Raw genomic sequence first — 14080 nt, 5'->3', positions numbered from 1 at the left:
CACCAATATTTTTAACGTCGGCGCAGGCGGCGCGGGAGGTTCGTCACCCGGAGTTTCGGGTGCGCCGGGAATATCGGCCCCGATAGTGGGAGCGGCAACGGAGGCCACCCCCAGCATCACTTTGGTCAGCCCGGATTCGGGAGAAGCGGGGGATACGGTTACGATTTTAGGTTCAAATTTCGGCCCCACACCGGCTGACAACAAGGTTTGCTTTGGTTTGGGACAGGCCGCTGTTCTTTCCGCCAACACCGATTCACTTACGGTTGAAGTTCCCGCCGGCGCTTCTTCGGGGCGAATTAAGGTGACCGTCGATTCATTGGAGACGTATTCGCCGGCTTTTTTCACCGTCGGTTCGGGCTGTGCGGGAGCGAAGGGGGATATGAACGCCAGCGGGGGGTTGTCGCCGGCGGACGTGGTGCTGATGCTGAACTGCGTGTTTCTGGCCAGCGGGAGCTGTGATTTGTGTTTTGCGGACGTGAATTGCAGCGGAGGCTTGAGTCCCGCCGATGTGGTCATCGAGCTGAACATGGTGTTTTTGGGGGCGGGGGCGGGGTGTTGAGGAGATTCGGGATTTTACTGGCGGTGGCGGGAGTCGCAGGCGCCGAGGCGGAGGAGGGAACCAGCGGCCGCGTCCAAGCGGACGCGGTGCTGAAGCAATTTGGGGGGACGAGCGGGATTGTACAGCATGTAAATTTGACGCAAGGGAACACACCTGAAAAAACGGCGGCCGCCTTCACGGTCATCACCACGGGGGATAATTCGGATTACCTCGCGGGGGACGGGCTTTGCGGGAAATTTCAAATTTCCCCGCCGATTTTCGTCCCCTGCTCCTTCCGGGCGGCGATTGAGGAGGCGAACGCCAATCCGGGATTGGACATCATCAACTTTGGCATCGGCTCCGGACCGCAGATGATTGCCCCGGCCAGTCCCTTGCCCACCATAACCGATCCGGTGATTATCGACGGCACGACCCAGCCGGGGTTTTCCGGGACGCCGATTATCGAGTTGAACGGCGCCAATGCAGGGATAAGCGCCAATGGTTTGCACATAACTGCCGGGAACAGCACGGTGAAGGGGTTGGTTATCAACCGATTTAACGGCGGCAGCCTTTCTTCAAGCGGGATACTGATTGAGAACAACGGCGGCAACCGGATTGAAGGAAACTTCATCGGTACGGATGTGAACGGGACAACGGCCCTGAGCAACCGGAATGGCGTTATCATCGACGGCTCGGACGGCAATATGGTTGGGGGAACGGCGGCGGGCGCCCGCAACGTTATCTCGGGCAACCGTTTTTACGGCATTTTTTTGGACAGCTCGTCCAGCAACGACATCGCCGGCAATTTCATCGGGACGGACGTGAGCGGCACGGTGGCTTTGGGGAATGATCTGGGAGTTCGTCTATTGAACAGCAGTTCCAACCGGATTGGGGGATTGGCGGCCGGGGCGCGAAACATCATTTCGGGGAACACCAACACGGGCGTTTACCTATCCTTGGGCGGCGACAACGACATTTTGGGAAATTTCATCGGCACGGACGTTTCCGGCACGGCGGATTTGGGTAACACCGCCAACGGCGTGCGAATCGACAATTCGACTATAAACGATATTTTCTACAACGTCATATCGGGGAATGACGTTTTCGGCATTTTTATCGCCAGCCCCGGCTCGACGCGCAACGAGATGCTGGGGAACTTAATCGGCACCGACGCTTCCGGCACAATGGCACTGGGTAACGGCAATGGCATTCTTATTGCCAGTTCCTCCAACAATGTCATCGGGGGGTATTCCGGCGAGTATACGAATACCATCGCTTTCAACAACTATGAAGGTGTTCGGATTTCCGGCTCAATTTCATTTCCGGCCACCGGCAACTTCTTCGTCCAGAGCTCCATTCATTCCAACGGGGGGCTGGGGATTGATTTGCGGCCGGAAAGCTTCGACGGCGTGACGGCGAATGATTCCGCCGATGCGGATTCCGGAGGCAACAACCTGCAAAACTATCCGGTTTTGAGCGAGGCGTTTGGCTGGGGGGGAAGTACAACCGTCATCGGAACGCTCAACAGCTATGCCAATGCGCCTTTCCGCATCGAGTTTTTCTCCAACGACTCCTGCGACACTTCCGGCTACGGGGAGGGGCAAACCTACATCGGGACGGATACGGTCATAACGGATGGAAGCGGAAACGCGGCCATCCACGTTACTTTTCCACTTCCTCTTCCGGCGGGGAAATTCATCACCGCCACGGCCAGCGATTCGGCGGGGAACAGTTCGGAATTCTGCAAATGCCTGGCCGCGTGTTCGGCGGAGAAGGGGGATTTGAATGTTAGCGGGGGGCTTTCGCCGGCGGACGTCGTTTTAATGCTCAATTGTGTGTTTCTGGGCACGGGAAGCTGTGATTTGTGCTTTGCGGACGTGAATTGTTCCGGGGGGCTCTCCCCGGCGGATGTGGTGATTGAGCTGAATATGGTGTTTTTGGGGGCGGGGGCGGGGTGTTAACCTAACCCCTTCCCGACACGGGAAGCGGAGGGCACAACAGCGTTGTGCCCCTACAAAAAGGCCCGCAACTGAAGTTGCGGCAACCAAGGGGAAAGACGGGCGAACACGGAGGTTCGCCCCTACAAGAAACACTTGGAAGGGGATTTCGGCTTGACAAACAGGGAATCGGGGCGATATTGGGCGGGTATAAGAATAGGGTTGAAAAATTGTTGAAAAGGAATCGGGAGGTACAATGAAGCGGTTCGGATTAGTATTGGCTTTTTTGGTTGCGAGTTTCGGCCCGGCCTTCGGGCAGGAGAAAACGAAGGAGGCGCTTTCCCCCCTCACGAGTTTGAAGCCGTGGGAGGTGCCGTACGTCCCCATCCGCATCAACGACACCATCGGCGCGGTGGACACCTTCTATATGGAGATGCAGAAAGGGGGCAAGGAGGGGGAGTGGGTGCTCCACTGCTCCATTTTCAACGACGAGCCGCTTTTTGCCCTGTCGTTCCCGATCCGGCATGATTCGCTTCTTTCCTTCGATTCCATCAGCCTTTTGGGGACGCGGATCGATTTTTTCCAGACCAAGATGGTGAACAAGCCGCAAAACGTGCCGAACACGGTGACCGTGGGGCTTTTTTCGGCCCTGAATCCCGAGGCGCCGCCCTTGGAACCGGGGCGGGGGCTAATCATGAAAATGTTTTTCCGGGCGCCTGCGGCGCGGCCGGTTTCCATCCGCTCGGCAGCCCCCCTCAACATGCCGCCGGGGCTGGAGTTCGTCACCCCGAAGGGGCTGCCCATCCACCCGGCCGTGGTGCGCGTAGGAGAAGCGGCAGCGGCCGCGCCGGCAACCAAACCGGCCAAACCGTCCGGCAGTTCCGTCAAGAATAAGAAGGGATAGTTTTCGGCGGCCACCGGCCGCCTTGGAAAATCCGTTTCAGACGAGCAACAAAAAACGGCCCGATGACGGGCCGTTTTCGTTTTTATCCGTGCGGGGCAGGCCGGGCGGGCTTTACTGTCCCGTGAGCATCCGCAAAAGGGGACCCGCCTCGGCCGGGGGGATTTCCCCCTCATAGAGCTTGGTTATTTTTTTGTCCGGGCCGACCAGAACCAAGGTCGGGAAGGTCACCCGCCGGTAGTCCGGCACCAGTTTTTGTTCCACATCCAACAGAACCGGAAATATCAGGCCGTGGCGTTTTTTGAAGGCCAGAACGGCCGATGCCGAATCCTTTGAAATCCCCAAAACGTTCAACTCCGGGCGGAGCTGGGCGAAGCGCTGGATTTTCCGGGCCTCCTCCGCGCAGGCGGGGCAGGCGGCGTCCAGAAGCAAAACGACGTTTTTCTCCCTGGAAAGGAGGGCGCGAATCTCGTAGCGGTTCCCCAGGTGGTCGGCCACCGTCAGGCGGGGGAACTCCAGCCCGGGGGCCAGGCGGCTTTTGACCTCCAGCTCGAGCGAAGCCTGTCCGGCAACCGGAACCGGCGGCGTTTGGGCCGTTTCTTTCTTGTCCCCGGCACAGGCCAAAAGCAGAAGGAGCGGGAGGGACAACCCGGCGCGCACCAACGTTTTCACCGGGGGTAAAGATAATGGTTTTTTTTCCGATACTCAAAGGGAACCGTGGGGGAGAGATGAACATTTGCAAAAGCTGCGGCGTCACCATACACGAAGAGGGGAAAAGTTTCTGCCCGGCGTGCGAGGTTTCCGCCCGGGAGGCCAAGGAAGTCGGCCTGGCCGGGGAGGGGCCTTCGTCCGAAAAACGGGAAATGAGTTTTGATGATGACACGGCGCGGGTTTCGGTTGTAAAACTTTCCAAAAATCCGGAAGAGACGGGGTCCAAGGAAGAGGATACGGACAAGGTCAAGGCGGAAGCGTCTTCGGAGGGGGAAAACAAGAGCGACGTCCCGCCGGCGGTGAAACCGGCCGAGGAGGATGACCGGCTTTCCTTTTCTGAATCCCCTTTTTCCGCCGGCTATGGCGCTTCCGAAGCTCCGGGGGAGCCGTCCAGGGAAATTTCCAAGGAGGAGCCGGCCACCCTTTCGGACGCCATCGAAAAGAGCGGGCCGAAAAGCTATCTTTCCGCCGAGGAGCGGAAGGCGCTTCTTTCCGATTTGAGCGCGGCGCGCAAGGCGTCCGGCGCGGCCGTCAAGGAATCCCCGGCGGCCCTGCCTTCCAAGCTGAGCCTCAAGCGGGGGGAGGCCGCCAAACCGGCCCGCGAAGCCCATCCTTCCGGCGGCGCCGCCGAGCCGCTCCGCATGGAGCGCCCGGCGCTCACCGCGGTGGCGCGGGGGATCGCCTATTTTTCCGGCACGCATATTCATTTGGTCGGCGGGGCGCATTTGGCCTCCGGCGAGGAGCTCGTCTTCAAGGACCGGGTTTACGTTTTGAAGGAGAAACCGGGATCGGCGGGAGGCGGGCGCTGGATGTACGTTTTTCCGATGGTTCTTTTGCTTATGGCCGGGGCCCTGCTCTACTTGATTTCCCGCCCGAATCCGGGCGGCATCGCCGGGCTGGCCTTGGACAGCCGGACCCGTTCCACCCTGCCGGGGGCGAAAATCCGCCTTTTGGAAAAGGGGCAGACCGCCGTCGCCAACGAGGCGGGATTTTTCGTTTTGCCCAAGGTCACGGCCGGGAGCTACAATCTCCAGGCGGAGGGGCCGGGGGTGGAGGGGCGGGCAATCGTCGAAGTTTCCGAAGGGGGAATCGCCCCCATCATTCTCACCCTTTCCCCCACGCAGGAGGAGGTTTTGAGCCAGCTTCCGGTGGTGGAAGCGCCCCCCTTGCAGCCGCCGCCGGTGGAGGCGCCCGCGGCGGAACAGAAGCTGGCCGGTTTGACTTTGACCATCGATCCGCCGGACGCGGAGGCGTTTTTGAGCGGGCAGCCTTTGGGGAGCGGCGGGATTTTCAAGGATTTGCCGGCGGGAAAGCATACGCTCAACGTCAAGCGGGAGGGGTATCAGGACTGGCAGAATCAAGTGGAGTTGAGGGCCGGACGGCCGAACCGGGTGCGGGTTTCCCTCGTGCCCATCAAGACCGTCCCCGCCGTCTCCCAGCAGCCGGAGCGGAAGGGGTTCGACGAGTATTACAAAGAGGGGCAGAATTATCTGGGGAAAAACGAATACGCCAAGGCCGCGGAGGCCCTTTCCGAGGCGGTGAAAATCCGCCCCGGCTCGGCTTCCGCGCACACCCTGCTCGGGGAGGCGTACTGGGGGAGCCAGGACGTGAAGAGCGGGAACAACCATTTCCTCAAGGCCGCGCGGATTTACCGCGAGGCGGGCTCGTATCCCAAAGCGGAGGAGCTTTACTTGAAGGTTTTGGACGCGGACCCGAACCTGGCTGCGCCGCTTTTGGAACTGGGGAACCTGTACGAGGGGATGGGGAACACGAAGGCGGCCCGGGAGACCTATCAGCTTTACAACAAAAACTTCGGCAACACGCCGGACGGCTATTACGCCCTCGGAAAACTGGAATACCAGGAGCGGCGCTTTAAAGACGCCGCCAAGGCGTTCGAGAAGGCGCTGGACTCCAGCACGAAGCCGGCGATGATTCACGGATACTTGATTTTGAGCCACATCCAGTCCAACAACAAACGGAAGGCGCAGGCCTCCTACGACACGTTTATGAAACTGGCGACGCCAACCGAGCTTTCCACGTTGAAAAACCACCGGGACTGGTCGCGGGTTTTGGCGGAGCTTTCCGTGCGGGAGTGAAAATTTTCGCTTGAATTTGAAAAGGCGGCGGAAGCCGCCTTTTTTGTTGGCATTTTGTTTCGTTGCCGTCCAAGGGCGGATTTTTTATACTGCCGGCTTGAATTGGATTGAAAAAAGTCCGCACTTGAAAATTTCCGCGGCGGCCGGTTCGGCCGCTTTGCTTCTCGCCTTATGGACGGCTTTTTCCCATCCGGGAAGCTGGGAGGATGACGCCTACATTTTTTTCCGCTACGCCGGGAATTTTGCCGCCGGGGAGGGGCTGGCGTTCAATTCCGGCGAGCCGAGCTTTGGGATAACCAGCGTTTTGTGGACGCTTTTGCTCGGCGTTTTTACTTGGGCCACCGGCCTGGAGAGTCTGGCGGCGGCAAAAATCCTCTGCGCCTTGTTGTTTTCCGCCGGGGTGTGGATTTTTGCCGGACTGGTCCAAAAGCGCACGCAAAATCCGACTTTTGCTTGGTGGGCCGGTTTGCTTACGGCTGCCTGCCCGCCGCTTGTTTTTTCCTCTGTATCCGGGATGGAGATTGCTCTCAATTTTTTTCTTTTGACCGTTCTTTCGGCCAGTTTTTTTCTTTCGCCGCAAAAAAAGTATTGGGCCGGGGGGATTTTGGCCGGGTTTTTGTTTCTGACGCGGCCGGAGAATTTGATTCTTCTGCCCGTCTGGGGATTTTTGGCTTTTCTTGAAGCGGAAGGCCGGGGCAGAAAGATTTTGGGGCTTTTCTTGGGGTTTGCGGCGGTTGCGCTTCCCTGGCAGATTTTTCTTTATTCGCAGACCGGGCTTTTTCTGCCGCCGACGCGGACGGGAAAGCTTCTGCTTTTTCTGCCGGGGCAGTTCGGCGTTACGCTGGAACAGTTTGTCCGGCTCGGGCTTTTGGAGCGGCTGGAAATCGCGTTCCGGTCGGTTGCGGTTCTGTTCAAGACCAAGAATTTTTTGGTCTTCGGGCCGTTTTTGGTTTTGACCGGATACTTTATTCTTCGGGGGCGCATCGTTTTCACGCGGTTCTGGCTGGCGGGGAGCGTGTATTTCCTCGGGTTAATTTTTATGTTCGGGTTTTTCTTTCCCCTAATCAAGCTGCGGTATTTCATACACGTCTATCCCTTTTTGATATTCGCCTCGGTTTTGGGGTGTTATCATCTATGGTTGGACATCCGAACAAGATGGCCGGTTTTTGCCCGACCGGTCTGGGCGCGGGCCGGACTGGTATTTCTTTTCTTGAGCGTTCCGGTTTTGGGATTTCTGACGGCGCGGAAATTCGCCGCTTCGACGCAACAGCAGGATATCCGCCGCGAAATTGGAGTTTGGCTGAAAGAAAACACGCCCGCGGAGGCGCGGATTGCCCTCGAGCCGATCGGGGCGGTTGGCTATCATTCGGAACGGTTCATCCTCGATTTGGGTGGATTGGTGCAGCCGGAGGTATGGCCGTATATGAAAGAGGGGGCCAATTCCAACCCGGATTCGCTTTTGGCGTTTTTAGAACGAAAGAGGGTTGATTACGTCATTGACTACAGCCATCATCCCTGGGCGGGCAAAGTGGTGGATGTCTTTCCGGGAAAGTTTGAACTGTCCGCCAAAATCCAATCCCCCCATCCGCCGCCGGGGGCCGATTTGTACGATATTTTCCGCCGGTAAAAACGAGGGCCGGCGGGGTCCGGCCGTCTCCGGGAATTTATTTTTGGTAGGCGAAAACCAGGTTGCGAAGCGGAAGATAGGAAGCCCCGATTTCGCTTTCGTCCAGCGGCCTGAAGCGGGCGTCCAGCCCGGCTTTAATTGCGTCATCGACCCTCGGCAAATTGCCGTTCAAAAGCCAGATTCGTGCCGGGGCTTTTCCGATTTGCGCCTCGACGCGGTTCAACAGGGCGTCCGCCTCGTTTTTCAAGTACGGCTCCGTCCAGCGGTTCAAGTCGGGCCAGCAGGGGTGGGCAGCCACCTCGGCGGGAAAGGGGAAACGGATGAAGCGGTTTTGTTCACCCAGCCGCTTGAGATAGTACTCCGTTCCGCCCCAAGCCGAAGCGGGAAGCAAAAGGAGATCGCCGGGGCGGCTTTTTTCAAGCAGAAATTCGGTCAACGAGCGGATGGAATCGGGAGGGGGGTGCAGGCGCCGGCCGGTAAAGTTTCCAACTGTGACCATAAACAAGAGGGTGCAAAAGGCGGGGAGCAAAATCCGGTCGCCGAAGCGGGCCAGGAAGGGGGCGATTAGAAGCAGAACGGCAAAGAGGGCCAACATCGTGTACTTGGTCGCTATATAGATTGGATTGAACTGGGAGATCAGCCAGGGGGTTCCCAGCGAAACGGTCAAAACGGCAAGCAAAATCAGAATTTCCTTCCGCCGGAGGAACTCCGTGAAGCCGGCCGGGAGGCGGAATTTCAGCATCCCCCCTTCCAGACGGATGAAGAGCAGCGCCAGAAAAGCGCCGTATAGAAAGGCCGCTTTTTTCCCCCCGCCCCAAAAGATGAGCAGGGTTTCGGCCAGGACTCCCGCACCGGGGCGGGTGATTCCGGAGGTGCCGCCGTTGGTGGCCTGCATCCACAACACCGGCGTCCAGAGCAGGAAAAAGGGGGCCAGCGAGGCCAGCATCGCCAGGGCGAAGGACTTGAAGGAGGATTTGGAGAAGAGCCACAGATAAACGATTCCCTGCGCCAGAAGCAGGAAGAAAAACCAGTAGTGGGTGAAAGTGCCGGCCACGTTAACGGCCACATAGACGGCCCAGTTCTTTTTTGATGCTTGTCCGGAAGAAAATTGCTGCACAAAGAAAAGTGTAGACAAGATGGCCAGCAAGCCCAACAGAGAATACATCCGGGCGAACTGGGCGAACTGGACGGCCATCGGGTTTGCCAGAAAAAGAAAGGCGGCGAGGAGGCCGGTTTTCCGGTCAAAAAGGGTTTTTCCGAGAAAGTAAACCGCCGGGATGCTGAATAGATAGAAAAGGGCCGAGAGCGAACGGGCGCCGGCCTCATCGGCGCCGAAGAGGGCCATCCAAACCTTCAGCAAAAAATAGTATAAAGGGGGGGTGTGGGCGTTGGTTTTCAGGTTCTGGATGATTCCCGACCAACTGGTGTTGGCAATCTCCACGCTGCAGCATTCGTCAAACCAAAAGGAGCGGTGGATGCCGAAAAAAGAAAACCACAGGGCGGCGGCGGCCAAAACCGAAACGGCGGCAAACCGTAAAATCCTGCGCGCTTTTTCGTTTTCCATCGTTGGAAAGTCCGTCCGCCGCTCCCACCGCGGACGGGGCGAATATCCGGCGGGGGGTTCTGCCTGTCAAGCCAAAACCCCCCTTTGTTTTCCGGCTTCGACGGCGGCATCCGGCTTTTCGCCTTCGAGGGGCAGCAACAGCAATTCCGCGAATTGCCCGCTCAAAGCCCGGTTCATATATTCGGCCCGGTGTTCAAAAAGCAGGCAGCGTTTATGGGCGGACTGGCGGGGGTTTTTCTCTCTCCCTTTCTTTTTGAACCGCTGGCTGAAATCGTTCGGAATTACGCCCCTTCGGGCGCGCGGCCCTCCGATTGGTGGACGTACCACCTCGTATTTTGGATGCTTTCTTTTGTCTGGGCAATTTATTTCGGGGTCTGGGCCCACCGGTCGGAGTGGGGCTGGTTTTCGACCGGAGATTTGAAAAAGAAACTCCTCTGGATTTTGACCCTCGGGACGCTCCTGCGGCTTTTGGTGGTGGTTTTCATTGACATCCCGCCGGCCTCCGACGCCAAGGCATACGACTTATTGGCGCAGGAGCTGGCGCAAACCGGGAGTTTTCAAGACGGCGGCGTTTCCACGGCCTTTCGGCCGGTGGGATATCCGGCTTTTTTGGCGGGGATTTACAAGGTTTTCGGTTACCACCTTTTTTTGCCCAAACTGGCCAACGTGTTTTTCGATTTTCTATCGTGGCTTTTGCTTTGGCGGCTTTTTTCCCGCTGGAAGGATGAGCGCACGGCGTTGAAGGCCCTGGCCATCGTCGTTTTTTTCATCCCCGAGCTGTATTCCACCCAGTACCTTTTGGCCGAACAGCTTTTCGTGTTTCTGTGGGTGCTCAGCCTTTACTTTTGGGAAACCGGCGGCACGCAGAAATATCGACCGTTCCTTTCCGGGGCGGCTTTCGGGCTGGCGGCTCTGGTGCGTCCGGTGGTGCTTTTCTGGATTGGGCTGCCGGTTCTATTCGACCTTTTCAAGAAACGGCGGCTGGCGGCCCTCGCCCTTGTTTTGGGTGTATTCGCGGCCCTCGGCCCCTGGATTTACCGAAACCACCAAAAATTCGGGATCTGGGGTTTGTCCGGACACGCGGGCATAAATTTCTGGCTGGGGGCCCATCCCGGGGCCACCGGCTCGGGCTATTTCCCGGAGCTGGAGAAGTACCCCTTTGACGCGTCCACCCAAAAGGAAATGGACCGGAACGCCTGGAGGCTGGGATGGGAGTTTGTCAAAAACCATCCCTGGGAGTATGTCCGACTCGGGCTCATCAAAGAAGCGATGGTTTTCGGTTTTGAGCACAACTTCGTTTTCGACCTCTGGGAACTTCCCACCCACGGGCAGCTTGTCTGGGGGATTTTTGGGCAGGCCTACTGGTGGATTCTTCTTTTTTTTGCGACCGTCAAAGGGGCACGAGTTCTTTTCAACCGCCAAGAGCGGGCAGAAATGGGAAGCTGGCTGCCGTTCTGGACGCTTCTATACTGGGTCGCGGTTCATTTCTTTTTTGTCGGGGCCAGCCGCTACCACCACCCGGTCGTTCCTTTTTTCGCCTACTTTGCCGCACTCACCGTTTTATCACGTCCCAAAGAAGAGAATTCAGGCCGCACGTCCAGTTAGAAGGTCGCGCTTAGGCCAACTCCAGGGTGTTTGGAAAAGGCGAGGAGGAACATGAAGGTGAAATTCCGATACGACCAGCTTGCGGTGGGGTGGAGTTTGACCCCGTCGTAGATAATCAGCGAGGAGAAATTTTTGGGAAAGCGGATATTGACGCCGCCGATGGGGCGGAATTTGTCCTCGTAAGTCCCAAAGGCAACTCCGGCGTAGGGGGCTATCGGGATTTTGGTGTGCGGTTTCAGGTCTTTGCTCAAGGTGCCGTAGAAGGATTGTCCGGTGGGGGTGCCGATTCTATCGGAACTGGTGCCAAAAATCAGGGCGGGGCGAACTTTCGTCTCCTTCACCGCCAGCCAGTTCGCCAGCGGATTTACTTTTTCCTCTTCCGAGAGAAAATTCATCTCAATTCCGGCGGTAAACGTCGGCAGAAACCTAAACACAAGCGTGTTGCGCCAGCGGGCGCGCTTGATTGCGTCCGGAATCACCCGCACGGCGGCAATCAGCCGCCCCTCGTTTTCCCCGGCAGTCCCACGGACCGCCCGACCCTCGCCGGGTCAGAGGGGTCAACTGGGGACCTCCGAGCCCGGCTCTGCGGCGTGCTGGTCGTGGGCGTGTTCATCTTCGCTCTCGCCTTCACCTTCTTCCATCGCCAAGAGATGTTCCTCCCAATGCTCCTCGGTCATTCCGGGGGGCAAAGAGAGTTCCACCGGCATTGAGTCCGTGCGGTCGGAAAGCAGATAATCGAGGCGTTCAGTCAAAACTTCGCGGGTGGCTTCGCCGATGATTCTGAAAACTTTTTGGCCGTTTGTGTCGAAAATGGCCGTGGCGGGCAAAAGCGTGCCGAGTTCCAGGCCGTCCTGGTCGTCGGGGGTGGCGCCCGTCCAGATTGGGAAATTGATTTGGTACTGCCTGGCGAATTTTTCCACTTTCTTTTTGTCCTTGGCGGGGTCGGTGGAGGCCGCGATGAACCGGACGCCTTTGGCTTTGTATTCATTTTGCAATTCGACGAAGAGGGGCATTTCCTTGCGGCAGGGGACGCACCAGGTGGCCCAGAAGTTCAAAACGACGATTTGGCCGCGGTAGTCGGAGAGCTTGGCGGATTCTTTTTTGAGTGTTTGGAGTTCCAATTTGGGAGGGGGAAAGGAATCGGCCAAAAATCCGGCGGCGAGGGTGAGGGCGGTTAAAAGCGGCACGGAAGGAATTAAAACCGAAGTTTATTGACGGTCAAGAAAAAGTTCGGCAGAGCCCTCCTCGCGCACTTTGGGACGTTTAACCTCCCCTTAATCCCCTCCTTCGTAAGGAGGGGAGAAAAAAATAGGAATTCGAAATTGATTGATGTGTCGGGAGTAACTCCCGACACAACGGGTAAATACAAGAATTTTGGTAGGAGTCTTTAAATACAACGGTCCGGGACAGAATACCTTGTAATAAGCGAGGACTGAAAAAGTATGTGCCTGCCTCCATCGGTGGTGAAGCCGGTGAGAGTTTTTTGAACTCCAAAGGAATCATATTGGACGGTGAACTCCAGGCTGAAGCGGGTCGAATAGCCGAGGGGTATGGCAAAAGTCGCAGGACTATTAAGCAAGGTTGAATCCGGTTTAAATTTTACATCACTTTCCCGATTGGGAAGAGATTCGACTGTCAATACCAAGCCCTGACTATAGTACCCAGAGTCGAGGTAGATGAATGCTCCGCTTTTCGGTTCTCTAAGTCTTCCACCGGTTAACACGGAGATGGAACCGGAGATTGTGCCAGCTGGAGGGTTGGGGCATTTTGGCCGAGTCGTATCACCACAACCGAATGCGACCAAAGTTGGAAGTAGAAATAACAAAGTGCGCCGGTTTGATTTTGGCCTGCCCATACGGGAGAATATTCATCAATTATTGTGCCAAAAGCAAATGCGAGAAGGGGTGTTGGCGGACAAGGGGATGGAAATGGAAATCGAACACATCCGGCAAAGGTGCTGGCGGATTTTTGCCGGGGGCGGTGGAATTTGGACGGGATTGTCTTGGGGCACGTTGCAGACCTCACCCCCTGGCCCCCTCTCCGACACGGAGAGGGGGGATGGGCGGTTCGCGAAGTGCCCCTGCAAAGACAAAGGCAAAAACGGGCAGGCACAAGACCTGCCCCTACAAAAACAAACGCAAAGACGGGCAACCATGGTTCGGCTACGCTCACCACAAGCGGGGGAGTTGCCCCTACAAAACACCCCCCTTTCAAATACAGTGATTGGTGATTAGGGATTCGTCCGCCCGGCACAACCCAAGTAAAACGAGGGACAGGAAAGGCAACCTCTCCCTGACCCTCTCCTCAAGGAGAGGGGACAAGACAGGGACACCGTCTTTAGTCAGGCCAAGCGTTGAACCTCCCCAATTCCCCTCCTTCGTAAGGAGGGGACAAAGTGGGCGGGCAGGCAGGGAGGGTTGCCCCTACGAAAAAACAGACGGGCGATTCGCGAAGTGCCCCTGCAAAACACCCCCTCCGGCCCTGCCGCCTCGTCCCCCTTGGCAAGGGGGACAAAAAAAACAGGGCAGGTGGCAACGTGCCCCTACAAAAACAAGAAGAATGGGCGAACGCCGTTCGCCCTACGAAAGTGTCGGGAGTAGCTCCCCACACAACGGGGGGACGGAGGCGCAAAAATTGCGCCAACGAACGGCTTGAACGGGCGTATAACATATGTATGAATGCGCATATGAACAACTCAAGGGGGGCGGCGGCGCTCCAAGAGGGAATCGAGACCTTGAAGGTTCTGGCGGAGCCGGTGCGGCTTCGGATTCTGCGGCTGCTTCTTTCGGCCGGGAAGGAAATCTGCGTTTGCGAGCTGGCGGACTCTTTGCTCGTGCCGCAGTATGCCGTCTCCCGGCACGTCAAGGAGCTGGAGCGAGAGGGGCTTGTCCGCTCGCGGCGGGAGGGGAAGTGGGTCTATTATTCCGCCGAAAAGCCGGGGGGCGGTTTTCACAAAAAGCTTTTGCAGGCGGTTCTGGCGCTGCCGGAGAACTCCGCCCGGGAGGATCAAAAGAATTTCGCCAAACGGCTGAAATTGCGGGCGGGGGGGAAGTGCATTCTCGGAATCCAAAACAAAAATCTTTTGCCCAAAGGAGCATGAA

General features: G+C 57.4%; 11 protein-coding genes. 7 read left to right on the top strand and 4 right to left on the bottom strand.

Annotated features, from left to right (window positions below; genetic code table 11):
* The 3 genes from VNL73_09580 to VNL73_09570 all read left to right on the top strand — a co-directional run.
* Nucleotides 1-559 (top strand): IPT/TIG domain-containing protein (locus VNL73_09580; protein HXF49656.1); only part of this gene is annotated, 559 nt, incomplete at its 5' end.
* Nucleotides 553-2499: a NosD domain-containing protein gene (locus VNL73_09575; GenBank protein ID HXF49655.1), complete on the top strand. Its 1947-nt coding sequence runs from the start codon at nt 553-555 to the stop codon at nt 2497-2499. The genes VNL73_09580 and VNL73_09575, both read left to right, overlap by 7 nt.
* A 232-nt stretch (nt 2500-2731) precedes the next feature.
* Nucleotides 2732-3379 carry a hypothetical protein gene (locus VNL73_09570; GenBank protein ID HXF49654.1) on the top strand — a complete coding sequence of 216 codons (648 nt, stop codon included), beginning with the start codon at nt 2732-2734 and terminating at the stop codon, nt 3377-3379.
* Between the two features lie 111 nt (nt 3380-3490).
* Here the strand turns inward: VNL73_09570 and VNL73_09565 are convergent, their stop codons facing one another.
* On the bottom strand, nt 3491-4048 hold the full coding sequence (locus tag VNL73_09565; GenBank protein HXF49653.1) for a redoxin domain-containing protein: 558 nt from the start codon (nt 4046-4048) through the stop codon (nt 3491-3493).
* A gap of 56 nt (nt 4049-4104) precedes the next feature.
* On the opposite strand from VNL73_09565, the gene VNL73_09560 reads away from it, so the two are divergent.
* Both VNL73_09560 and VNL73_09555 read left to right on the top strand, forming a co-directional pair.
* Nucleotides 4105-6183: a tetratricopeptide repeat protein gene (locus VNL73_09560; protein HXF49652.1), complete on the top strand. Its 2079-nt coding sequence runs from the start codon at nt 4105-4107 to the stop codon at nt 6181-6183.
* Nucleotides 6184-6280: 97 nt separating this feature from the next.
* Entirely contained in the window at nt 6281-7810 is a 1530-nt protein-coding gene (locus VNL73_09555; protein ID HXF49651.1) for a hypothetical protein, read from the top strand.
* A 37-nt stretch (nt 7811-7847) separates the two neighbouring features.
* On the opposite strand, the gene VNL73_09550 is transcribed toward VNL73_09555, so the two are convergent.
* Entirely contained in the window at nt 7848-9374 is a 1527-nt protein-coding gene (locus VNL73_09550) for a glycosyltransferase family 39 protein (GenBank protein ID HXF49650.1), read from the bottom strand.
* A gap of 84 nt (nt 9375-9458) precedes the next feature.
* Here VNL73_09550 and VNL73_09545 point away from each other — a divergent pair, with 84 nt between their 5' ends.
* Nucleotides 9459-10979: a glycosyltransferase family 39 protein gene (locus tag VNL73_09545; protein HXF49649.1), complete on the top strand. Its 1521-nt coding sequence runs from the start codon at nt 9459-9461 to the stop codon at nt 10977-10979.
* Here the strand turns inward: VNL73_09545 and VNL73_09540 are convergent.
* Both VNL73_09540 and VNL73_09535 read right to left on the bottom strand, forming a co-directional pair.
* Nucleotides 10976-11458 (bottom strand): hypothetical protein, encoded by a 483-nt coding sequence (locus VNL73_09540; GenBank protein ID HXF49648.1) that lies wholly within the window; start codon nt 11456-11458, stop codon nt 10976-10978. The two genes, VNL73_09545 and VNL73_09540, sit on opposite strands and share 4 nt — an antisense overlap.
* Before the next feature lie 78 nt (nt 11459-11536).
* A complete protein-coding gene (locus tag VNL73_09535; GenBank protein HXF49647.1) occupies nt 11537-12166 on the bottom strand; it encodes a TlpA disulfide reductase family protein in 630 nt (209 codons plus the stop codon).
* 1499 nt (nt 12167-13665) lie between these two features.
* On the opposite strand from VNL73_09535, the gene VNL73_09530 reads away from it, so the two are divergent.
* On the top strand, nt 13666-14079 hold the full coding sequence (locus VNL73_09530) for a metalloregulator ArsR/SmtB family transcription factor (protein ID HXF49646.1): 414 nt from the start codon (nt 13666-13668) through the stop codon (nt 14077-14079).
* Nucleotide 14080: the final 1 nt, after the last annotated feature.

It is taken from the genome of Verrucomicrobiia bacterium, assembly GCA_035574275.1.
Classification (GTDB): domain Bacteria; phylum Zixibacteria; class MSB-5A5; order DSPP01; family DSPP01; genus DSPP01.
The sequence above is the reverse complement of the archived record's forward strand: the minus strand, read 5'-3'. Positions and strand labels throughout refer to the sequence as shown.